The sequence below is a fragment of the Paenibacillus naphthalenovorans genome (assembly GCF_900099895.1).
Classification (GTDB): Bacteria; Bacillota; Bacilli; order Paenibacillales; family NBRC-103111; genus Paenibacillus_G; species Paenibacillus_G naphthalenovorans.
Genome location: NZ_FNDY01000016.1, coordinates 22,969 through 44,389, shown reverse-complemented (window position 1 = coordinate 44,389; position 21,421 = coordinate 22,969). Strand labels below are relative to the sequence as shown.

The following is a 21,421-nucleotide window of genomic DNA, read 5'->3' as shown; positions in this document are numbered from 1 at the left end:
CCAGTCTTATTTGCCGTAGCCGTTCGGATGTGTCCGATGCCATTTCCACGCAGAGGCAATGATTTGCGTAAGGATGTCCCGTTTCGGCTTCCACCCCAGCTCGGCTTTCATACGTTCCGAGGAAGCGACCAGAATGGCCGGATCTCCGGCGCGGCGCGCTTCCATGACGGCAGGAATCGGGTGCCCCGTCACTTCACGTGCGATATCGATAACTTCCTTCACAGAGAAGCCTCGGCCATTACCGAGATTGTATACGCTGCTTTCCCCGCCCCGACGCAGCTTCTCCACCGCGAGGATATGCGCATCCGCCAGGTCGCTGACGTGAATATAATCACGGATGCACGTGCCGTCGGGCGTCGCATAGTCATCACCAAAGATGGAAATGTGGGGCCGCTGACCCAACGCCACCTGCAGAATAATCGGAATCAGATGCGTCTCTGGCGTGTGGTCCTCTCCGATTTGGCCCCCTTCATGCGCACCTGCGGCATTAAAATAACGCAGGGATACATATTTGATCCCGTGGGCCGTATCGAACCAATGCATCATTTTTTCCATCGCCAGCTTCGTTTCCCCGTAAGTGTTGGTCGGAAGCGTTCGATCGGTTTCGAGAATCGGGATGTTTTCCGGCTCTCCGTAGGTGGCTGCAGTAGATGAAAAGACGATTTTTTTCACGCCATATTCGTTCATTTTTTCCAGGAGGCATAAAGTCCCGTAAACATTATTGTGATAATATTTACCAGGCTTCTGCATGCTTTCGCTGACAAGCGAATTTGCTGCGAAGTGAATCACCGCATCAATGTCATTTTCTCTAAATACCGAATCCAAAAACTCCGCATCACGAATGTCTCCCACATACAGTTTTCCGCCGAGCACCGCATCGCGATGCCCTTGCTGCAAATTATCGACCACCACGACCTCTTCTTCTTTTGCCAGCAGCTCCGCCACCGTATGCGAACCGATGTAGCCCGCTCCACCAGTAACCAAAATAGCCATGTTTCTCTCCTTCCGTCTCCCCATGGGCGACTCTCTTCTATATTTCCTTGACTCCATCTCCAATGTCACATACATAGAAGTCCGGATGCAAGCCGGTTTTTCTCAAATATTCGCGGCCGACCTCTTCGATGAACCGCTCTACGCTGTCCTGATGCACAAGGGATACGGTACAGCCTCCGAAGCCGGCACCGGTCATTCGCGACCCGAGCACGCCTGGAACCTGAAGCGCCGACTCCACCATCGTATCAAGCTCCGGGCCCGTCACCTCGTACAAGTCTTGCAGGGAGCGATGGGAATCCGTCATGAGTCCCCCGAACGCTTCCAAATCACCTTGTTCCAACACCTTAATGGACTGCTGCACACGGTCGATTTCTTCCACTACGTGCTGTGCCCGTTTCTTCACGGTTTCATCCTCAATGAGATGCTTGGCCTCCTCAAATTGTTCCAACGACAGCTGTCCGAGCAGCGTTAGTCCCGGATGCAGCGCTTGCAAATCACGTACCGCCAGCTCACATTGGGTGCGCCTTTCGTTATATTTGGAATCGACGAGCCCGCGTTTCTTATTGGTGTTGCCGATCACCAGCCTATAGACGCCGGTTTCAAAAGGCACATGCCGATATTCCAGCGTATCGCACATCAGCAGAATCGCGTGATCCTTCTTCCCCATGGCCACTGCGAATTGATCCATGATCCCGCACTGCACGCCAACAAACGTATTTTCGGCCTTCTGCGACAAAAGAGCAATGTCAACCTTGTCCGCGGGCTGTTCTTCCATGGACAGCAGACCGTAAGCCGTCACCACTTCGATGGAAGCCGAGGAAGACAAGCCGGACCCGTTCGGAATCGCACCGCTGTAAAGGATATCATACCCTCCGACAGCTACGCCCTTCTCTTGCAGCCCACGAATAATCCCTTTGGGATAATTGATCCAGCCGTCTTCCTGGTTGTATACCAAACCTTGAATGGAAATATGTTTGCGGAGAGGGAAATTCATCGAAGCCAAACCCACTTGCCCGTCGGCCCGCTTGCGAATCAGCATCGTCGTCCCGAAGGTAAGTGCCGCAGGCAATACGCAGCCCCCGTTGTAATCCGTATGCTCACCGATCAGATTCACGCGCCCCGGGGCATGAAACACCCGAATCGGACGGGAATCTCCAGCCCCGTAAAGCTTTACGAACTGCTCCTTCAATGCTTGGATTTCTGTCATGAGGGCTTCACCTCGTTTACCATAGTATATTGGAAAAATCCATTGTTGTTCTGATCAATCTATGCCTCAAGTATAACGCGGACGCTTCCGCCGACACTATGGAAGGATGTAAGCTTGATATGGATAAATGTTAGATTATTGCGGGTCCGCTGCCCATGACATGGTATAATGTAACCATAAATAAGAGGTTCCGGAGCGTGTTGTACCCCCTTTCCGCTGACGGCTTGACCGAAGCGGATCGGAACGCTCAGCCGTGCGCCATGCAAACATGGATCGTTTGCATACTGCGGAATACATTTCAATCCACAGCAAAGGAGGCAGCCCTTCTAATGCCCGTTTCCTCATCAGCCAAACGGACCTATAGCTATTACGTCGTTTCGAACCCGGAGACTCCGACGGAAGGCAGCCCGCTGACGGTGCTGTTCTCCGGCAACAGCCAAACCAGGCCCGGGCACAAACCGGGTCCGAAGGTCGTCGACTATTATCTTATTCATCACATCTTGTCCGGGAAAGGAACATATGCTTGTATGGGACGAACCTATCAGCTCGGCGCAGGGGACAGCTTCCTGATCGAGCCGGGCCAGCTGATTCATTACGCGGCGGATTGGGATGAGCCTTGGCATTATTGCTGGATTGCCTTTGAGGGTCCCCAAGCGTCCATGATGCTGCAAGACATCGGCCTCAGCTCGCTTGCCCCCATCGTCCATACCGGTCGCAGGCGAAAGATCGGCGCGTTGTATCGCCAGATTCAGCTTGCCTTTCAATCCCGCAGCGCCGGCGCCAATCTCCGGGCGAACGGGTTGCTTCATCTGCTGTTCGCGGAGTACGCCGAAGCCCTTCGTCCGCAGCAGGCGAGCATGCCCAGACAAACCACGGGCGGAGAGCAGACGGTACAACAGGCGCTGCAATATTTGACCGCCCAGTATGCCGAGCCGATCACCATCGAGCTGATGGCCGAAACGCTGGGCTACAACCGCGCGTATTTGTCGACGTTGTTCAAAAAGCATACCGGGCTGACCCCCGTAACGTTTCTGCTGCGGTTGCGGCTGGATAAGGCGCGCCACCTGCTTCGGGAACGGCCAGAGCTTACCGTCGAACAGATCGCCTCGTCGGTCGGCTTCCAGGATCCGTTATATTTCTCCAAGCAGTTTAAACGGCATTATCAGGCTTCGCCTACGGAATACCGCAATGCGGTGCTTCATCCGATACCTCAAGGTTGACAGGCCATTCATCCGGCTTGGACAATGTTATATTTTATTTTATCTTAGATTGTAAATTATGGAAACGGGGATTTAGTCGGGGTCGTCAACAACTGGTTTAGGTGAGAAGACACTGGCCGGGGAAAAATCTTTATTGTTGAAAAGAGCCCCGGCACCTAACGCTTCCGGGACTCGAAATCGGCTTGTTGAGCCGCATCGTGGAAGTAAACGGCGTCTTGTCGCCGCTTGCCTCCCAAGACAGATTACAAAATTCAGGTGCCTGAATCCGTCACGTATGAGCTTCATGCCCGATCTGACGAAACAAAGCTTCCAGCTCATCAGGCTTGAGATCGCGCCACCGCCCTAACGGCAAATCGCCAAGCTTGATATTCATGATACGCACCCTCTTCAGCTTTCGCACCTCATATCCGAAAGCCGCGCACATCCGCCTGATCTGCCGGTTGAGTCCTTGGGTCAAAATAATGCGGAACGTACGATCGTCCAGACGTGTGATCCGACACGGCTTAGTCACGGTTCCGAGAATGCGGACGCCGCCGGACATGCCCTGAACAAACATCGGCGTGATCGGCTTATCCACCGTAACGATATATTCTTTTTCGTGCTCGTATTCCGAACGCAAAATTTTATTGACGATATCCCCGTCATTGGTCAGCAAAATAAGCCCTTCGGAATCCTTATCGAGCCGCCCGATCGGAAAAATCCGCTCCCGATGCCCCACGAAATCCACGATATTGCCTCGGATATGCCGCTCCGTCGTACTGGTAATGCCCACCGGCTTGTTTAGTGCGATGTACACATGCTTCTTTTTAGCACCCACTCTTTTCCCGTCAATCCGTACTTCATCGCCCTCGTTTACTTGAGTTCCCAGCTCCGCCAGCTTGCCGTTAATGGTCACGCGCTTCGCTTCGATCAATTTATCCACTTCACGACGGGAACAAAAACCCGTTTCGCTTATAAACTTGTTAATTCGCATGAAAACCCTACTTCCGCATATCATTGGCATTTTTCATTGCTTTATTATATCATGCCGGTTTCCCGTATCAAATTTCCGAAACCCGTGTCACGGTTTTCCGTTTTTCAGCCCGTCCACCAGCTTAAAAAGGGGGGTGGCTGCGAATAGGTTAGCAGAGATAGAAAGGGGTATAGATGGAATGAAACGTTCACCGATAAATGGCTGGTTGAGCCGGAACCCTAAAGAATCCAAACCGTCGGCCTCCCTCCAAAAGCCATCCGGTGTGAGGCATAATCCGTCCGGTTCCCCTGAAAGGAACCATAAGCAGGCGCTTCAGGCCGCACGTGCCGCTTGGGGCAAAACAGCCGGAAAATCGCAGGGGGCTAGCAGTTCCCAGGGACCTGCCGTGAAACCGGAACAAAAGCAGAACAAGACGGATATCGCTGGACCGGAAACAGAAGCACCGTCTAAAGTCGCAAAATCCGGGAAGTGGAGGGTCAAGCGCCGGATGCTGCTGTGGAGTGCTCTGCTGCTGTTTTTGGCCGGTACATCCTTCATCGGTCTGTTCGCATTGTGGGTTCGCGGCTTGGATATCAGCAAGCTCGAGCATCCGCTTCCCGAGCCGAGCTTCGTGATGGATGCCGGCGAACAGCCGGTTTCCCAGCTTTCCTCCTCGCGCATCATCCCTGTGCCGCTTGAGGAGATTCCGGCAGACCTGAAAAACGCCGTGATCGCCGTGGAAGATCGCCGCTTCTATGAACACGCGGGATTCGATCTCTGGTCGATCGGGAGGGCGCTGATCCGCGATCTGCAGTCGGGCTCCCTGAAGGAAGGCGGCAGCACGATTACACAGCAGCTGGCCAAAAACCTGTTCCTGGATTCGGATAAAACGCTCAGCCGGAAAGTGAAAGAATTGGGCTACGCCATCAAAATCAATTTTGCCTACAGCAAGGATGAAATCTTGGAGCTGTACTTAAACAGCATCTATTATGGAGAAGGACGCTGGGGCGTGGAAGGAGCGGCCTGGCAATATTTCGGCAAGCCGGTTAAAGAACTGACACTGGCGGAATCGGCTCTGCTCGCCGGGCTGCCGAAGGCGCCGACGCTCTACTCGCCTGTCAAAAATCCGGATAAAGCCTTGGAACGCCGCAATCTGGTTCTTTCCTTGATGCTGGAACAGGGGACCATTGACGAAGCGACTTACGCGCAAACCATCAATCAGCCGATTGCGCTCAAACCCGACAATGGAGAATCGCTCAAGGGACGATATCCCTCCTTCGTAGATTATGTGATGGATGAAGCGGAGAGGCTGTACGGCTTCACGGAGCAGCAAATACTGACGCTGGGACTCCGCATTCATACGACAATGGATGTGAAGGTGCAGCAGGCTGCCGAAGAAGTGTATCGCACCGATGCGCTGTTTCCCGCAGGTCCGGGGGATCGGCCTGTTCAAAGCGGAGTCGTCGTGCTCGATCATCGTACCGGCGGCATTCGGGCCATCGTCGGGGCACGCGGGGATCAGGTATACCGCGGCTTCAACCGCGCTACGAAGCTGAAGCGCCAGCCAGGCTCTACGTTCAAGCCGCTGGCTGTTTACGGCCCTGCGCTCGAACGCGGGTACACTCCCGACTCGCTGCTTTACGATGGTCGGCTCGACATCGGAGGCTACCGGCCCAGCAACTGGGATGGACAGACGCGCGGGCAGGTTACATTGCGGGAGGCCGTACTGCGCTCGTGGAACATCCCTCCCGTCTGGCTCCTGAACGAAATCGGGATCGATGCGGGGCTGGACTATGTACGCCGGGCCGGCATCGACCTGCCGGAGAAAGACCGCAACTTGAGCCTGGCTCTCGGCGGTCTGTCCGCGGGCGTCTCCCCCCTGCAGATGGCACAGGCCTACGGCGCCATCGCCAATCAAGGGGTGATGGAACGGGCCCACGTCATCACACGGATCACAACCAAGGACGGGCATCCCTTGGTCGAAGCCGTACCGCAGAGGACAATGCTCACGGCTCCCGTCCATGCTTATACGATGACGCAGCTTCTGCAGGAAGCCGTAGCCGTCGGAACGGGCCAAGCGGCTGCGCTTCTTGACGGACGCCCCACGGCGGGGAAGACAGGCACGACCCAGCTGCCGGATACCCCTGAATTTGCAAGGATTGGCGGCAACGGGGCGAAAGATGCATGGTTCGTAGGATTTACACCCGAGCTGACCGCCGCGATCTGGCTCGGGTACGACAAGACCGATCAGAATCATTACCTGACGACCTCGGGCGGTGCGGTGCCAGCGGTGCTCTTTCGTGAAATCATGACCCGGGCGTTAAAGGATGTGCCGGTCACCCCGTTCCCTGTCCCGGATGAAGTGCTTGCCGCACAGCAAGCCCAACTGCAAGCCAAGCCATCCAAGCGGCAAAATATGTACCGTGACGAAGAAGATCGCAAGCCCAAACGCGAAGAAAGAAGAGCTAAGGAAGAAAGGAAAGATCGAAAGAGCGACGATTAACTTAGAGTTCGCCGAGCTTTTTGGCAGGCATACCTGCGTTTTCGTGCTTCATAAACAGAAAAAGAGTGGAAGCTAGTGCGACCAGCGCGACAATGAAGCCATAAAGGAACAGCCGGTGTATCCCGGTCATAAATTCGGGAGCATTCGTCAGGAGCGCCCCCATGATCGTTACTCCCGCCGCTGTCCCGATATTACGGGCAAACACCTGCAGCGAGGTGGAAATTCCCTTCTGATGGGAATCGACAAGCTGCTGGGAGCCGATGACGGAAACGGTAACCAGCAAGCCGAAGGCCATCCCCTGCAGCAGCAAGGCGCCATTAACGAACCAGAAGCCCCCCTGATCCGGTAAAAACAGCAAAAGCAGACCCGACAGAACCAAAAGGGCATTCCCGATCACGAGCAGCGGCCGGTAGCCGAATTTCAGTATCCATTTGCCTGCAGGCACCCCCATGAGGCTCCACCCAACGGACATGCCGATGAGCGCCAGCCCGCTCATAAAGACCGAATATCCCTGGTGCTGCAAATAATATGGAATGTAGCTCGAAGCGCCGAATAAAGCTGCACAGGTCAAAAAGGCATTCAGATTCATCCACGCTACCGTCCCGTTTCGCATCAGCTCCATCGGTACGATCGGGGACGGATGCCTTCGCTCATTCCATATGAAAAGCGCCATGAACAGCAGGCCCAGGACGGTATACAGCAGATAGCCTTCCGCAACCACCGTGTTGAGAAGGAGAAGTCCGATCCCCAACCCGAACAAAAGCGATCCTGTATAATTGATTGTGCTTTTGCGGGCCTGGTATACTTCCCGATATGGAATCAGCAGCAATAAAGAGGCCAGACAAATCGGGATGTTGATATAGAAAATCCAGCGCCATGTTAATCGCTCGATAAACAAACTGCCCAGGAGGGGCGCCAATACAGCCGATAATCCCCACATACCTGTAAAAAGCGCCTGGATTTTGCCCCGCGCTTCCACTGAGAACAAATCGCCCGCAATAATAGCCGGAAAGGCAATCATCGCTCCGGCCCCCAGCCCTTGGACGCCGCGGTACAGAACCAACTCCAGCATGGAGGATGCCATTCCGCACAGGATGGAGCCTACCAAAAAGATTAAGATCCCAACGGCCAGTACTTTTTTCCTCCCGAATATATCGGAGATCCGTCCGCTGAGCGGCGTTACGATCGTACAGATAATCATATAGGAAGCGAAGCTCCACGCATACAGCTTTACATTTCCAAGCTCTTCGGCGATTAACGGCATCGTCGTATTCATAATGGTCGTATCTATCGATGAAATCAGCACGGCGAGCACTATGCTGGTCATCACGGCCATGCGGTTCCATTGGAGGCTCATCGGATTTCCCCACCCTTCCGTTCCTTCGATTTTTGCAGTACTTCCAATATATCACAGCTTCCGGGTCCGATCTACCAATGCATGAATGACTCTCTCATCGGAGAGGATAAGAAAAGTTCACATTATCCGAATGCCGATAGAAGGAGCTTGACGATGAAAATCGAAACCAAATCTTATCAAGTCGCCCGTTTGCCGAAACCATCGGAATCGGAGACGGTCAGCATCATTCAGGAGGCCGAGTCCAAGCTTTCCGGGCTGACCGGACAAGCCATTACCCTGATCGCTTATTCCAAGTCGGAAGAGGGAGATTCTCATGCCTGAAAGCCGCAAATCCCGTATAACGCCGGAACACAGACATAACGAACCGACCATTGCGCCGGGCTTAAACACTCACGATCCTTTGGAGGAGAAAGCTTCCCGCGAGGAAATCGAGCATGGGGATTCCACCTCGGTCATTCGGTTGTATCTTGACCGTACGCCCGAGGAGTAATCATTCAATCGAGTAGGAGGGGGCGTGACATAGAGGGTCTTGCCCTCAGCTACGGTAGGCGCTCGCCAGCCCCCGTTCGGGACACTCACCCTAACATGACGCCCATGCTGGGCGTACCAAAAAAAGGACCTGACGGAACAGCGTCAGGTCCTTCTACGTGTCTGATGAAGGCATGTTGACCTTTTAATCGTCGTCGTGGTCATCATCGTCGTCATCGTGCTTGCCGCGGTCTTTGTCATGCCCTTTTCCCTTGTTGTGCTCCTTCTCCTTTCCTTTGCCTTTGAGCTCCGATTTCGGATGTTCGGCCGGAGGGATTATCACGGCACCGGTATCGTCTTTCCATTGAATATCCAGCTTCCATTTGGCGGAAGAGACATCCCGCAGTTTGAACTCCGCTGCTAAACGCTGCTTCAGCGCCTGCACCCAAGCGGCTTTATCCTCGGGCAGCCCCTGCATCAACATTAACAACACGTGCTCTGCCTCCGCGCCTTTCATGCGGATCACCGAGCGATCCTTCATTTTGATCTGCAGTTCCGCTTCTGCTTCTTTGCCCTTCGGCTCGTGCTCCAGCTTGAGCTCCAGCTCCTTGCTTTTCAGTTCAAGCTCCAGCTCTTTCCACGGCCAGGCATAGAGATCCTGCTCCATTGGAACGTGTGTGCTGCCTGCAGAAGGCTGAGCAGCCGGCGGCACGGCAGAGACACCGGCGTTCACATCCGATGAAGGCGCAGACCCCCCGCTACTGTCAGGTTTTGTTTCCGCAGGCGAAGCTGCTTCCACCGAAGGTGCTGCTTGTGCGGACGGAGCCGGACCGGCATCAGCAGGCACGGCAGGAGCCGCTTCTGCATCCGTGCTTTGATCCGCCGCTTTGATATAAGCCGCTTGATTTTTACTGTTAAAGATGATGTCCAGTGTATCGCCCTGCTTCAGTTCCGCCAACGTCGCCTTTTGCGAATTCCGGTATACCCACACATCCGCTGCAAGCGGATACGTTCTCTCCATGTCCTCATAGGCCACAGTGATTCTACGGTTTCCTTCGTCCAGACAAACGAATTGGCCCTTGATCTGCTCCGAAATTTCCGCCGAAACCGGCTGGTCACCGATCCAAGCCGCGCCGCTGATCAAGCTGATGATCAGCAAACCGGCGATCACCATCCATGCGATTTTTTTTCTTGCCCCCATGGTTCCCCCTCCTGCTTCAAAATGGCCTCATAAAACCCATTACCGCTCGATGTCATTGTTGAAGAGTCACCATAAGGTTCGCATGTTCCGCCAATTTTCAGGCCATCCGTTTACACCCATTCCCAGCGATGCTCGTACTGGAGCAAACGCGGGTGGATTCCTCCGACTTCCTTACCAGATATCAAGAGGCGGAGCTTTCTGATCCAGGCTTCGAATGAATCATAAGAGGCCAGCAAATTCGCCGTATCGCCAGTAACATATACGAAGAAAGGCCCATCGTATTTATCTTCGAGGAAACGGAAGGCTGTGTCGACCGGAGTGTATTTTTTACGTTTGTTTTCAAACCGCTCGATCACATAATCCAGATCGGTCCCGGCGGCATCAAGCAAGGCCTGGAGCGCATCCACCCTGCGATAGTATGGCGTGAAGGCGCCTTTGACCATTCTGCGGAGTGTCTCTTCATGAAGAGGGTAAAATACGGTCTTGGCCAGGTTTCGCCGGTCGGCCAGCTCCAAAACCTTCTCCAGATCCCGCTCCGTAAATTCCTCGAAACTATCGTATACCCAAAGACTTCCTCGTTCCTTATTCCGCGGATCAGGCGGCTCGTAACCGAAAGGCACCCGGATGTTATCGCACGCCATTGTCTTCTACCTCCTTACCGAAGTCTCCGGATTAGTATCCCGTGAAGCCTTTTTCCCATGCGGGAAGGAAGGGATACCGGGTCCGAAGTATATTTTCCCAGATTGAGGAGCACGTTAAATCATGAAATCAGCAGCAGGTAAGCGAAAGGAGGACGCTCGCATGTCGGAGAACAAAAAGCATCAAGGCAACTATGAGGGAACGGCATCTACGGAAGCAGAAAATCAAAGCATGGAATTTGTGAACGATACGGTAGAGAACGTCAAAACCACGAAAAATTTGATCGGCGCCACGCAAAAAGAAAAAGAATAAGCGTCGAACACCCGGGTGGGATAGCCGATCCGGGTGTTCGTCCTGCTTTTATCCTTCCGCTCCACTTAACCAGGCCTCCCGAAGCGGCTGCCACGCCTCCAGCTTGGCGCTGAACGTCATTGCCCGGGCCGGACTCGACGACGGCAGCAGCCTGTAGCATCGAAGCGCGGCATCCTTCTCCACAGGCTTCACATAACGCCGATACAACTGCTCCGAAGCGCTCCCGTTAAAGAAAACAAATCGAATATACGGGCAGCGCTGATAAAAACGTTCAAAATCGTTAGCTTCCGGCCGACGGATCGCCGCATCAAGACTGCCTTGGCGCTCGCATGACCGCAACACGTCCCAAAGCGCCACCCGGCGCGATAAAGCGAACCGAATCCGGGCCTCATAAGAAGGCTCCGGGGCGCCACCGTCCAGCAGCGCATAGAGAAGCCTCCAAAAATGATTGCGCGGATGCCCGTAATACTGCCCCACGTCAAGCGACGCCTTCCCCGGCATGGAACCGAGTATCAGGATTCGGCACCGTTCATCGGCCACCGGGGGAAATCCCGTCAAAAGCGGCCCCCGAGGCTGATTAGTCTCCTTCATCTTACATCCGCCCCTCCGCTTGGCCCCGCCATTTTCCTGGATATCTGGCGTTCCACCGCCGAACGAAGAGGCAAATTCAGCAGCACCAGCCCGGCGACAAAAAATCCTCCGCCGCCGATCACATAGATCGTAATCGGATCATGGTAAAACAAATAGGCCCACAAAATCGAAAAGAGCACCCAGCTGTTGCTGACGATGACCGCAATGGGGAAAGAAACCAGCTTGAGCGCGAGTGAGAACCAATAGAAGCCAAGCCCCGTAATGACCCCAAGCAGCACCAGAGCCAGCAGGCCGTAAGCGCTGAATTCGCCTGACCAGGAAAAGGTCCAGGGCAGCGGAAGCGCCAGCAGAACCGTGCACACCAGAAAGACAGAGAAATTCATATTCCCTGCATCCATCTCCTTGATCAGCACCTTTTGGCTCAGCACGTGAAACGCCGTACCGAGAGCAGCAAGCCCATACAACAGCGTGGTCACCATCCCGCCTTGGAGCAATTCGGATAACGAGAGGCCGTTCCAGCTGATCAACAGGACGCCGACAATACAAAGCGCCGCGGCGATCCACCCTCTGACCGATACGTGTTCCTTAAACCAGAAAGCCGACAGCACCAGCAAAATTACCGTCTGAATCGGTCCGATCAGAATATTGCCGTAAGAATAACCGATCGATAAGGCGATATTTTCAAATAAATAATTGCAGCATTTCCCTGCCGCCCCGATCCATATCCACTTCATGTTAAATCTCAGCTTCAAGGCGCGGTCCTTCAGGAGCAGCAGACCTCCCAAAAACACAATGCCAAACGCAAACCGGGCAAAGGCAATGGTTGTACTATCCACAAAACCGGTCGTTGATTTAACCAAAATGCCGACAAAGCTCCATGACAGCGTCGCCAGCAGCAGCAATAAATACCCCAAAACCCGGCACCTCGATTTTATGCATTCTTGAATGAATGCTTTGTAGGATTGTCTTATTGTAATACAAGCAGCCGGAAGCGGATGATTCTTTTCTCCGCCCACCCGGCTATGACTTCAGCAAGGCTGCCAGCTCCGGCTTCATCGCACGCTCCAAATAAAGATCCGCCTGAAGAAAGTTACGGAAGGCGATATAGCTCTCCGCCAGCTTGGCCTGCTCCGCAGGCGGCAGCGGCTTCTCGCTGCGGACCGCGCGAATGAGAATATTTTTCGGCGTGTGTTCCATATCGATAAACTCAAGCAGCTGTGTCCGGTAGCCGAGAAGCTCCAGCAGCTTGGCGCGAATCGCATCCGTAGCCAGCGCCGAGAAACGTTCCTTCAAGATTCCGTGCTGAAGCAGCGGCCCCAGCACCTCGCTGCGGACCTGCCGGAACAGCTCATGCTGGCAGCAGGGCACCGACAAAATCACCGAAGCGCCCCAGCGGACCGCCTTCTCCAGCGCCGCATCGGTCGCCGTATCGCAGGCATGCAGCGTCACCACCATATCCACCTGCTGCAGCCCGTCATATTGGGCGATGTCGCCTACCAAAAACCGCAAGCCGTCATAGCTGAGCCGTTGGGCAAGCGCGCTGCAGCTGCTGATGACATCTTCTTTAAGATCCAGGCCAACAACCCGCAGATCGATCCCCTGCATCACCTTCAAGTAATGGTAGAGAGCGAAGGTCAAATACGATTTGCCGCAGCCGAAGTCCACCATATGCAAGGTCCTCCCTTGCGGCAGATGAGGCAGTACGTCAGCAATCATCTCCAAAAAACGATTGATTTGACGGAATTTATCGTATTTCTTCGCCAACACCTTTCCCTCTGCATTCATGATGCCAAGCTCGACAAGAAAGGGAACGGGCTCCCCTTCTTCGATGACATAATTCTTTTTCCTGTTATGGGTGATGGCTGCGACCGCTTGCTTGGTCGGCGGTTTCTTCAGAATGCCGGTCTTGCCTTTTTTGCTGATCAGCACCTGGTAATCCGCCTCCCCGGTCTGCAGAAGCCCTTGGCGGAATTGCTCCGCGAACAGCTCGGCAAACCTTGCTTCCGCTTCTTCCGGGCGCAGGTTGTCATGAAACACCTTCGGACCGCAAAATGAGCTGAACTGGTAGTTCAGCTCACCTTTTAGCTCCACCGGCTTGACCGTCACCTTCGTGCACCCGTTACCGCTCGGGTCGCGGCGGCGCACCTGGCTGAGCGTCGCTTGAATCAGCAAGCGTTCACCCAGCAGTCTTTTGATTAGCTCCAACAGCTCTTCTTGCATGGTTAAGTCACAATCCTCATCCGTTTATTTATTGAAAGCGGGAATGAAGCGAACGATTTTATCATCGTCGTCCTTCGGATTCCCTCGGCCATCGCGGTTATTAGTCAAAATATAGATTGAACCGTCCGGCGCTTCGGTTACTGTGCGAATGCGCCCAAACTCCCCTTTGAGCAAAGCATCCGAGGCATGCACGCCCTTGCCATCCTCCGTCAGAACCACATGCAGCACCTGCGTGCCGCGAAGATTCGCAACAAGCAAATGGCCTTTCCAAGGCCCTTGACTGATAAACGTCATACCTGACGGCGCCCAAGTGACGGTATGGCTGTGCAGTATGGGCTTCATCAGCGGTCCGGGACCTGCCTTGTCCGTATGGTTGTTGTCCGGCTTTGCCTCGGTTTCATCGCCTTGAACCAATGGCCATCCGTAATTGGCACCCGGCTCAATCCGATTGATCTCATCGTGCGCCGATTGTCCGTGCTCCGAGCTGTACAGCTGTCCTGTCTCCGGATGCCACGCCAGACCTTGCGGGTTGCGGTGACCGAAACTGTACACCGGCGAGCCCGGGAACGGATTGTCCGCCGGAATTGAACCGTCAGGGTGAATACGGAGGATTTTGCCCGCGGGTACACCAATATCCTGCGCCACGGATGGGGAGGCAGCATCTCCGTTCGTCACATAAAGTAATCCGTCCGGCCCAAATTTAATGCGTCCGCCGTCATGAATCCGGTTGCCCGGCATGCCGTCCAGCAGCACCTTGTCGAGAGTCGCTTTGCCTCCGCTCTCCTTCAGCCGGACAACCCGGTTGAGCGGTTGATTTCCATTCATGTACGTGTGATAGGCATACATATAATGGTTCTCGTTAAATTTCGGGTCCAGCGCAAGTCCGAGCAGTCCCGCTTCCCCTTGGGTGTACAGCTTGTCGTCAAAGCGGAATACCGGCTCGTCGACGAGCTTTCCCTGATCGATCAGCCGCAGCGAACCTCCGCGCTCCGTAAAAAAGATACGGCCGTCCGGTGCAAATTCAATCTCCCATGGGATATCCAATCCGGTGGCGATAATTTCCTGTTTATACGGAATGGGAGATGATGCCGAATCGTTTGAAGCAGCGGGATTTTCGTTTACCGGCGAAGGAGCGGTTTGGCGGGCGGCATCGCAGCCGCTAAAAGCAAGCACGCATGCTAATCCTAAGAAAATGACCGATGGTCGTCCGAACATATGAGTTCCCCTCCATCCCTTTTGTTTCCATTATACCCAAACGAAGCACAAAAAAGCGAACCCGTCTGACCGAAGAGGTTCGCTTGGCTTGATCTCCTTATTTGCCCAAAAACGATTCCAGCATCCACGTATGCTTTTCCAGCGAGCTGTGAATGGCAAGCAGCATATCGCCTGTCGTTTCATCGTCCGCCGCCTCGGCAATCGCCATTCCTTCCTTCAGCTCCGCGGCCACCGTGTTGAAGTCATTGGCGATAGCGCGGACCATCTGCTCCGCATTCTCGTTCCCCGTTGCCTCGTGTACGGTCGCCAGTTCCAAAATTTCACGCATGGTAGCTACCGGCTGGCCCTTGAGCGCAAGCAGACGCTCGGCCAGATTGTCCACATGCAGCGCAGCTTCGGTATATAATTCCTCAAATTTTACGTGCAGCGTGAAAAACTGAGGGCCTTTGACATACCAATGGTAATTGTGCAGCTTGATATACAGCAAGCTCCAGTTCGCAATCTGTGTGTTTAACACTTCGTTTAAGTTTTTGGACATCGGGGGATCCTCCTTGAAATTTTCAATTTCACAAGCATAAGGTATGCTTACGAACGGTACTACGTATTATCTTGTGCGGAACGCCGCATGTTCATGTAGCAGGCTTTCATATACGGTTGTTACGAACCGTTTGGCCCCGCTTTTTAGAATGACCCGTCTTCCGTCCATTGACGGATGCCGTATCGGCGCCTCATTACCATTTCGCCGACAAGTTTGTTTTTCCTGCCAAAAAAGGAAAATTGTCATTTCACAAGCGGCCAATCCGCCGCGGTTTCGTCCGCCTAATTACGAGCCGGCTTTTTCCACATCCGGTAACCGATCCGGACGGCGTTTAATATGAATTCAGGAATCGGCACCCGGCGAAGCGGCGGAATGTACAACAGATCGTATGCCTTTTTTAGGTCGTTCCACATGGAACAAGGCTCCTTGCGCAAAAAATCCGAGACATCCACCACGATGCCCCGGCCGTCTTTCATCATGACATTCTTGCCGTGGACATCGTGCGGATAGAGCCCCTTCTGTACGGCATACGCCAAAGCGTCGTCGATATCTTCAATCACCTGCCGCGGAATCGGGATGGCGCGCCGGACGCAATCATACAGCGTAACGCCGCTCAACCGGCGAAGCACCAGATAGACATCTCCCACGTGTAAGCATTCGGAGAACGCCGGATGTTTTCCAAGCCGCCTGTACACCTCCGCTTCCTCTTCCAGGCCTTCACGTCCCGGTGCATACACCTTCACCACGCGGTCAGGATATGAGGGGTGCGCAAACACCCCTGCATAATTCCCCGCCCCGACCAGCCGCCACGGCTTCGGGTACCTGTGGACGACAACCGGATTGTGCGGCTGCTCGCTGGTCAGCGTCAGCCCGGGCAAAAGCTCCGATTCGACGAGTTCGATCCACCGCTGCCGTTTCCCGCAAGCTTTTTCCTCTTCCGACGGTTTCGCTAGATGATCCGCCATAACAGAATGTTGGTCTCCCTTTCACTCCGAGTTTGAAGCGAAACACCCTGCGGCATGAGGCTGTTCGGCGAGCTGCTCCTCCGTGACCCACGTGCAGCAGCTGGAAATTCGACCATCCGCAGGAGAATAATCATAAAAGACAACACGCTTCGTCGGAGATTAATATAGACAAGGTGTGCCCGTCAGGACTCCAGCCTATTCCAATTACTGTCATTGTAGCATAGAAGGTGCCGGAAAAGCGATGAAACACACGATACCGCCAAAGCTTGTACAGGCCATCCGCACAACCTGGAAGTAATGGGTACATACGTCCGGATCAGAGATAACCGCAGCTGACCTATGAGCATGAAGTAAAAGAAAAAAGCCGGGCGGTTCCCGGCTTCATCGGCTACTCCTCTATTGGCTTCAAACTGTGCAAAGAGCTTTCATCCTCAGCCAGCATGTCGGCGGCCAGCTGTACCGGCTCTTGATTATGGCTGAGCGACGCCTGCTCGATCGACCGTTGCGCCTTCTCCACGGCTGCCTCGGCCTGTTCAATCATCTGCCCGGACGGATGCGACTCTGCCTGCTTTACGGCATTATGCGCCTTCTTCACCGAGTTTTGTGCTTGCGAAATCGGATTTTGCGACTGCAAGCTGGAATCGTAACGGGACATTCGCGGGTCCTCCTTTCTCCCTCAGTTCCTGCAACCGGGTCTTAAGGAACGGTCGCATCGGGTTGGTGTTAATGTGGGAAGAAACGGTGAAATTTATGCGAATGAAGAAGCCTTTTCCCGAAGTTGGGCAGGGTTCGTCAGGAGAAAGTATGTACTTGAAAAATATACCCTTGGCGGCATGCGGCGAATGCCGGAATGAACGGCTTAAGAAAAGGTCCCGTCGATAAGATCACCCGCTTTCGGAAAAAAGGCCATGGTTGGTCTTGGCGGTGGAGCGATCTCCGGCCTTTCAAAGGTCATGCCTGACCCTAACCAACCACAAAGACGTCGAATTCACGGGCCATCAGTGGCCTCCCCCTTTTTCATACTCGCATCTCTCATGAAGAATTCCTGAAGCCTCTACTTGTATGGTCGTATGATGAATATGGAATCGGGATGCAATGATTTGTATCGCGCTTTGCAGAATGTGCTGGCTGTCCCGGCCGTCCTCGATACGCAGATGGCAGCTTAGTGAATCCAGCCCGGAGGTAATGGTCCATATATGCAGGTCGTGCACATCGATCACGCCGTCTATGGTCTCCAAGGTCTTTTGTACCTCTTTCGAATTCAAACGGGCAGGCGCCCCTTCCATTAGAATGTGAACCGCATGCCGAATGACTCCCCATGCGCTCTTCAAAATCAGCAGCGCGACCAGCACGCTGATGATCGGATCAGCTACATACCAGCCGAACAGCAGCATCACCAACCCCGCGGCCATGGCGCCTACAGAGCCCAAGGCGTCTCCGATCACGTGCAGATACGCGCTGCGCAGATTGACGTTGTTGCGGACGTCGCCTTTACGCATCAAGGCCCAGGCACTCAGCAGGTTGGCGGCCAGGCCCGCGGAGGCGATCAGCATCATCGATCCGCTGGCGATTTCAGGAGGGGCCAAAAATCGGCCATAGGCTTCTTGTATAATAAAAAAGGCAATAACGAACAATGTCACGCCATTGAACAGCGCCGCTAGAATCTCGACCCGGTAAAAGCCATAGGTTTTGCCGGAGGTGGCCGGTCTCGCCGCAAAGCTGATCGCTACCAGACTGAGAAGCAGCGATCCCGCATCGCTCAGCATATGGCCGGCGTCGGAGAGCAGCGCCAGACTTCCCGTCACAAGCCCTCCGAAAAACTCGAGAAGCATGATGCTCGTGGTAATGATCAAGGCGAGGATGAGCCCTTTCTTATTGCCATCGCGGGCATGATCATGACGATGGTGATGGTGATGATGGCCGTGGTGGTCATGGTGATCGTGTTGGTGATGGTGTCCGTGATGATGACTGCTTGATTGAGACAAGATGCATTCCCCCTGACTGCGCAAATCAGCAAGTTCTATTATTATATGCCATAACATGGGTTTGTTTTACTTATATATGAACAATTATTCATATGTTCATTATGAATCTGCTTCCCTGATTTGTCAATCGTAACATTTCGCGCCCGGCATCCAGCGACAACGGGGTGAGTCAGGCGCGAAATGATTCAGAACAAGTCCAATTGCTGAGGCGCAAACGGTTTCGTCGGCTGATCCAGCAGTCTCATCAATTGGGCTGCATTGTGTGCCGCGTCTCCTCCCGAGTTGTTGTTGAAGATGACGCACACCTCGGCCGTCTGCTGCTGCAGCCGCTCCAAATGGCCTTTCCACTCCAGCAGCTCCGCCTCATTGTACCGGTATAAGTAGCGCACCTCCCGCCAATTGGGGCTGCCTCCCTGGTTCCAGCCTTCTGCGTTGCGGCCATGCATACGGACGATGGTGAGATTCGGATCAGTAGGATGCAACACGGTCGGAACAGATCCGACCCCCGCCTGCGGTTCGTCACAAATGCTGTGAATCCAGCCCTCCCGCTCCATAAAGGACAAGGTTTTCTCCTTCATATCGTCGTAAAACCAGCTTTGATGACGGAATTCCAAAGCAACGGGCAGGTCATCCATCCGCTTTCTTGTTTCCCGGAGCTGCTCCACGTTCATCCTCGTGCAGTCGAACCATGGCGGATACTGGAACAGCACCGCTTTCAGCTTGCCCGACTCTTGCACGGGACGGATCGAGCTGCAGAACGCTTCGAACATCGTCTTCGAGTCGGAGAATCGGCTCGGACCGCGAAGATGGCCGGTCATGCCTTGATAGGCCTTGATAACAAACGAAAAATCGGACGGGGTATCGTTTACCCACCGTTCGTAGGTGCTTTCCGACTGTATGGCATAAAAGGAGCTGTCCACCTCCACCACGGAAAAATAACGGCTGTATACCTTCAATTTATCCCTTGCCCCGACACTCCGTTCGTAAAGCTCATCATGATCCCCCCAGCCGGCAAGTCCGATTCGAATCATTCGCTCACCTCCAAACCCGTTATCGTTATTGTATCTTGTCCTTGTCCGGGTCACAAGCTTGCGAAGCCGGTCCATGAGCCAAGCAGACGAGTCCATTTCCATACAGGTACGCCATTTTGACGGCTGCTTTACCGCAAAAGACGCGTGTGCAAGAAAGGCCGGGAGGCCTGAAGTCATTGTACAAATTCGCCGCCCTATATGTCTGCTGCACCCTAAATTCATAGATTCGTGCTTAAAAACCATTATAATTGCGGTTCATTTTGTGTATTATAGATGTTAATAGATTTTTGCAGTTATTCATGTTAGAAAGGTTGATATCTGTGGAAACAACAAAACCTGTATCTGCTTCATCCTCCAATTATATTAAAACGATTATGGCCGAAGACTTAAAGGCGGGGAGAGTAAAAGAAATCGTGACCCGGTTTCCTCCGGAGCCCAACGGCTATCTGCATATCGGACACGCCAAATCGATCTGCTTGAATTTCGAGCTGGCGGACGAATTCGGCGGCAGGACGCATCTGCGCTTTGACGATACGAATCCGCTGAAGGAAGATACGGAGTATGTCGAATCGATCAAAGAAGATGTAAAGTGGCTCGGCTTTGACTGGGAGAAGTTGTTTTTCGCCTCCGATTTTTTCGAAGAAATGTACAATCGCGCCGTCCTGCTGATCCGTAAGGGCAAGGCGTATGTATGCGACCTGACGGCCGAGCAAATCCGCGAAACCCGCGGCACGCTCACCGAGCCCGGCAAAGAAAGCCCGTACCGGAACCGCAGCGTGGAGGAAAATCTCGACCTGTTCGAGCGGATGCGCAAGGGCGAATTCCAGAACGGCGAGAAGGTGCTCCGCGCCAAAATCGACATGGCCTCGCCGAATATCAACATGAGGGACCCGGTGCTGTACCGGATTTCGCACGCTCATCATCACAACACCGGTGACAAATGGTGCATTTATCCGATGTACGATTATGCCCATCCGCTGGAGGATGCGATCGAGGGCGTCACTCATTCCATCTGCACAATGGAGTTTGCCGACCATCGCCCCTTGTATGATTGGGTCGTCCGTGAATGTGAAATGGAATGTGTGCCTCAACAATATGAATTCGGCCGGTTGAATCTGACCAATACCGTCATGAGCAAAAGAAAGCTCAAGCAGCTTGTGGACGAGAAGCTCGTGGACGGCTGGGACGACCCCCGGATGCCGACGATTTCCGGCCTGCGCCGCAAAGGTTATACACCGGAGGCGATTCGTGAGTTATGCCGCGAAGTCGGCGTGGTCAAGACGAACAACAGCGTGGTGGACGATAAACTGCTGGAGCATTTTATCCGTGAGGACCTGAAGCTGAAGGCGCCGCGCACGATGGCCGTGCTGCAGCCGTTAAAAGTCGTCATCACCAACTATCCGGAAGGTCAAGTGGAGATGCTGGATGCAGAGATCAACCCGGAGAACGAAGCGATGGGGACGCGCCAGATCCCGTTCTCCCGTGAGATTTACATCGAGCGGGACGACTTCATGGAGGAGCCGCCGAAGGGGTATCACCGTCTGTTCCCCGGCAATGAAGTACGCCTGAAGCACGCTTACTTCATCAAGTGCGAAGAAGTGATCAAGGATGCCGACGGCAACGTGGTTGAGCTGCGCTGTACCTACGATCCCGAGACCAAAAGCGGCAGCGGGTTTACCGGCCGCAAGGTGAAGGGGACGATCCACTGGGTTGAGGCTACAAGCGCTAAGCCGGCGGAATTCCGTTTGTATGAGCCGCTTATTCTCGACGACAACATGGAAGAGAGCGAATCATTCCTTGACAAGGTGAACCCGAATTCATTGGAGATCCTCCACGGTTATGTGGAGGACAACATGAAAAACGCGAAGCCTTATGATAAGTTCCAGATGTTCCGCCACGGCTACTTCAATGTAGACCCGAAACATACGACAACCGATAAGCTGGTATTCAACCGAATCGTATCGCTGAAAAGCTCGTTTCAGGTGAAATAAGCAAAATGCCCGCAGAGCATAGGCAGCAAGTGC

21 protein-coding genes are annotated in these 21,421 nt (G+C 53.8%); 6 read left to right on the top strand and 15 right to left on the bottom strand.

The annotated features are described in order from the left end of the window. Positions 1–6: 6 nt before the first annotated feature. Both galE and BLT35_RS15855 read right to left on the bottom strand, forming a co-directional pair. Positions 7–993 carry a UDP-glucose 4-epimerase GalE gene (gene galE, locus BLT35_RS15860; RefSeq protein ID WP_062410285.1) on the bottom strand — a complete coding sequence of 329 codons (987 nt, stop codon included), beginning with the start codon at positions 991–993 and terminating at the stop codon, positions 7–9. 37 nt (positions 994–1,030) lie between these two features. Then, entirely contained in the window at positions 1,031–2,200 is a 1,170-nt protein-coding gene (locus BLT35_RS15855; protein ID WP_062410284.1) for a galactokinase, read from the bottom strand. A gap of 329 nt (positions 2,201–2,529) precedes the next feature. On the opposite strand from BLT35_RS15855, the gene BLT35_RS15850 reads away from it, so the two are divergent. Continuing rightward, on the top strand, positions 2,530–3,420 hold the full coding sequence (locus BLT35_RS15850) for an AraC family transcriptional regulator (RefSeq protein WP_062410283.1): 891 nt from the start codon (positions 2,530–2,532) through the stop codon (positions 3,418–3,420). A 268-nt stretch (positions 3,421–3,688) separates the two neighbouring features. On the opposite strand, the gene rluF is transcribed toward BLT35_RS15850, so the two are convergent. Then, positions 3,689–4,393 (bottom strand): 23S rRNA pseudouridine(2604) synthase RluF, encoded by a 705-nt coding sequence (gene rluF, locus BLT35_RS15845; RefSeq protein ID WP_054817023.1) that lies wholly within the window; start codon positions 4,391–4,393, stop codon positions 3,689–3,691. Between the two features lie 178 nt (positions 4,394–4,571). Here rluF and BLT35_RS15840 point away from each other — a divergent pair, with 178 nt between their 5' ends. Then, a complete protein-coding gene (locus tag BLT35_RS15840) occupies positions 4,572–6,875 on the top strand; it encodes a transglycosylase domain-containing protein (RefSeq protein WP_254777578.1) in 2,304 nt (767 codons plus the stop codon). A gap of 1 nt (position 6,876) precedes the next feature. Here the strand turns inward: BLT35_RS15840 and BLT35_RS15835 are convergent, their stop codons facing one another. Then, positions 6,877–8,232 (bottom strand): MFS transporter, encoded by a 1,356-nt coding sequence (locus BLT35_RS15835; protein WP_074728901.1) that lies wholly within the window; start codon positions 8,230–8,232, stop codon positions 6,877–6,879. Positions 8,233–8,385: 153 nt separating this feature from the next. Between BLT35_RS15835 and BLT35_RS15830 the strand changes: the two genes are divergently transcribed. Together BLT35_RS15830 and BLT35_RS27050 are read left to right on the top strand one after the other, a co-directional pair. Beyond that, a complete protein-coding gene (locus BLT35_RS15830) occupies positions 8,386–8,553 on the top strand; it encodes a hypothetical protein (protein WP_249929662.1) in 168 nt (55 codons plus the stop codon). Then, positions 8,546–8,722 (top strand): hypothetical protein, encoded by a 177-nt coding sequence (locus BLT35_RS27050; RefSeq protein WP_171006006.1) that lies wholly within the window; start codon positions 8,546–8,548, stop codon positions 8,720–8,722. The genes BLT35_RS15830 and BLT35_RS27050 overlap by 8 nt, the downstream gene beginning before the upstream one ends. A 183-nt stretch (positions 8,723–8,905) precedes the next feature. On the opposite strand, the gene BLT35_RS15825 is transcribed toward BLT35_RS27050, so the two are convergent. Next, the gene (locus BLT35_RS15825) at positions 8,906–9,901 is read right to left on the bottom strand and encodes a hypothetical protein (RefSeq protein WP_074728899.1); all 996 of its coding nucleotides are present in this window, start codon (positions 9,899–9,901) and stop codon (positions 8,906–8,908) included. Between the two features lie 110 nt (positions 9,902–10,011). Continuing rightward, positions 10,012–10,542, bottom strand: a complete 531-nt coding sequence (locus BLT35_RS15820) for a hypothetical protein (protein WP_074728897.1) — start codon at positions 10,540–10,542, stop codon at positions 10,012–10,014. A gap of 160 nt (positions 10,543–10,702) precedes the next feature. Between BLT35_RS15820 and BLT35_RS27045 the strand changes: the two genes are divergently transcribed. Beyond that, complete coding sequence (locus tag BLT35_RS27045) at positions 10,703–10,852, top strand: hypothetical protein (protein ID WP_174351194.1); 150 nt, start codon at positions 10,703–10,705, stop codon at positions 10,850–10,852. Between the two features lie 48 nt (positions 10,853–10,900). Here the strand turns inward: BLT35_RS27045 and BLT35_RS15815 are convergent, their stop codons facing one another. The 9 genes from BLT35_RS15815 to BLT35_RS15775 all read right to left on the bottom strand — a co-directional run bounded on the left by BLT35_RS15815 (position 10,901) and on the right by BLT35_RS15775 (position 19,397). Continuing rightward, a complete protein-coding gene (locus tag BLT35_RS15815; protein WP_074728895.1) occupies positions 10,901–11,443 on the bottom strand; it encodes a DNA-deoxyinosine glycosylase in 543 nt (180 codons plus the stop codon). Next, the gene (locus tag BLT35_RS15810) at positions 11,440–12,357 is read right to left on the bottom strand and encodes a DMT family transporter (RefSeq protein ID WP_074728935.1); all 918 of its coding nucleotides are present in this window, start codon (positions 12,355–12,357) and stop codon (positions 11,440–11,442) included. Before BLT35_RS15810 ends, BLT35_RS15815 begins: the two co-directional genes overlap by 4 nt. A gap of 106 nt (positions 12,358–12,463) precedes the next feature. Then, complete coding sequence (locus BLT35_RS15805; protein WP_062410278.1) at positions 12,464–13,663, bottom strand: class I SAM-dependent methyltransferase; 1,200 nt, start codon at positions 13,661–13,663, stop codon at positions 12,464–12,466. Positions 13,664–13,687: 24 nt separating this feature from the next. After that, positions 13,688–14,878, bottom strand: coding sequence for a PQQ-dependent sugar dehydrogenase (locus BLT35_RS15800; protein WP_074728893.1), 1,191 nt, complete (start codon positions 14,876–14,878; stop codon positions 13,688–13,690). Positions 14,879–14,975: 97 nt separating this feature from the next. Beyond that, a complete protein-coding gene (locus tag BLT35_RS15795; protein WP_054817020.1) occupies positions 14,976–15,416 on the bottom strand; it encodes a Dps family protein in 441 nt (146 codons plus the stop codon). A gap of 281 nt (positions 15,417–15,697) precedes the next feature. Continuing rightward, complete coding sequence (locus tag BLT35_RS15790; RefSeq protein WP_217437425.1) at positions 15,698–16,381, bottom strand: serine/threonine protein kinase; 684 nt, start codon at positions 16,379–16,381, stop codon at positions 15,698–15,700. Positions 16,382–16,769: 388 nt separating this feature from the next. Beyond that, the gene (locus tag BLT35_RS15785; protein ID WP_054817019.1) at positions 16,770–17,036 is read right to left on the bottom strand and encodes a hypothetical protein; all 267 of its coding nucleotides are present in this window, start codon (positions 17,034–17,036) and stop codon (positions 16,770–16,772) included. Between the two features lie 343 nt (positions 17,037–17,379). Further along, positions 17,380–18,366: a cation diffusion facilitator family transporter gene (locus BLT35_RS15780; RefSeq protein WP_062410275.1), complete on the bottom strand. Its 987-nt coding sequence runs from the start codon at positions 18,364–18,366 to the stop codon at positions 17,380–17,382. A 185-nt stretch (positions 18,367–18,551) separates the two neighbouring features. Beyond that, on the bottom strand, positions 18,552–19,397 hold the full coding sequence (locus BLT35_RS15775; RefSeq protein ID WP_062410274.1) for a DUF72 domain-containing protein: 846 nt from the start codon (positions 19,395–19,397) through the stop codon (positions 18,552–18,554). 299 nt (positions 19,398–19,696) lie between these two features. Here BLT35_RS15775 and BLT35_RS15770 point away from each other — a divergent pair, with 299 nt between their 5' ends. After that, entirely contained in the window at positions 19,697–21,388 is a 1,692-nt protein-coding gene (locus tag BLT35_RS15770; protein WP_074728933.1) for a glutamine--tRNA ligase/YqeY domain fusion protein, read from the top strand. Positions 21,389–21,421 lie beyond the last annotated feature (33 nt).

Excerpts from the sequence above, each read along its gene's own strand:
- BLT35_RS15825 (WP_074728899.1), bottom strand. The coding sequence starts at position 9,901 with ATGGGGGCAAGAAAAAAAATCGCATGGATGGTGATCGCCGGTTTGCTG.
- BLT35_RS15815 (WP_074728895.1), bottom strand. The coding sequence starts at position 11,443 with ATGAAGGAGACTAATCAGCCTCGGGGGCCGCTTTTGACGGGATTTCCC.
- galE (WP_062410285.1), bottom strand. The coding sequence starts at position 993 with ATGGCTATTTTGGTTACTGGTGGAGCGGGCTACATCGGTTCGCATACG.
- BLT35_RS27045 (WP_174351194.1), top strand. The coding sequence starts at position 10,703 with ATGTCGGAGAACAAAAAGCATCAAGGCAACTATGAGGGAACGGCATCT.
- BLT35_RS15790 (WP_217437425.1), bottom strand. The coding sequence starts at position 16,381 with ATGGCGGATCATCTAGCGAAACCGTCGGAAGAGGAAAAAGCTTGCGGG.
- rluF (WP_054817023.1), bottom strand. The coding sequence starts at position 4,393 with ATGCGAATTAACAAGTTTATAAGCGAAACGGGTTTTTGTTCCCGTCGT.
- BLT35_RS15835 (WP_074728901.1), bottom strand. The coding sequence starts at position 8,232 with ATGAGCCTCCAATGGAACCGCATGGCCGTGATGACCAGCATAGTGCTC.
- BLT35_RS15805 (WP_062410278.1), bottom strand. The coding sequence starts at position 13,663 with ATGCAAGAAGAGCTGTTGGAGCTAATCAAAAGACTGCTGGGTGAACGC.
- BLT35_RS15795 (WP_054817020.1), bottom strand. The coding sequence starts at position 15,416 with ATGTCCAAAAACTTAAACGAAGTGTTAAACACACAGATTGCGAACTGG.
- BLT35_RS15855 (WP_062410284.1), bottom strand. The coding sequence starts at position 2,200 with ATGACAGAAATCCAAGCATTGAAGGAGCAGTTCGTAAAGCTTTACGGG.
- BLT35_RS15770 (WP_074728933.1), top strand. The coding sequence starts at position 19,697 with ATGTTAGAAAGGTTGATATCTGTGGAAACAACAAAACCTGTATCTGCT.
- BLT35_RS15850 (WP_062410283.1), top strand. The coding sequence starts at position 2,530 with ATGCCCGTTTCCTCATCAGCCAAACGGACCTATAGCTATTACGTCGTT.
- BLT35_RS15775 (WP_062410274.1), bottom strand. The coding sequence starts at position 19,397 with ATGATTCGAATCGGACTTGCCGGCTGGGGGGATCATGATGAGCTTTAC.
- BLT35_RS15840 (WP_254777578.1), top strand. The coding sequence starts at position 4,572 with ATGAAACGTTCACCGATAAATGGCTGGTTGAGCCGGAACCCTAAAGAA.
- BLT35_RS15800 (WP_074728893.1), bottom strand. The coding sequence starts at position 14,878 with ATGTTCGGACGACCATCGGTCATTTTCTTAGGATTAGCATGCGTGCTT.
- BLT35_RS15820 (WP_074728897.1), bottom strand. The coding sequence starts at position 10,542 with ATGGCGTGCGATAACATCCGGGTGCCTTTCGGTTACGAGCCGCCTGAT.
- BLT35_RS27050 (WP_171006006.1), top strand. The coding sequence starts at position 8,546 with ATGCCTGAAAGCCGCAAATCCCGTATAACGCCGGAACACAGACATAAC.
- BLT35_RS15830 (WP_249929662.1), top strand. The coding sequence starts at position 8,386 with ATGAAAATCGAAACCAAATCTTATCAAGTCGCCCGTTTGCCGAAACCA.
- BLT35_RS15785 (WP_054817019.1), bottom strand. The coding sequence starts at position 17,036 with ATGTCCCGTTACGATTCCAGCTTGCAGTCGCAAAATCCGATTTCGCAA.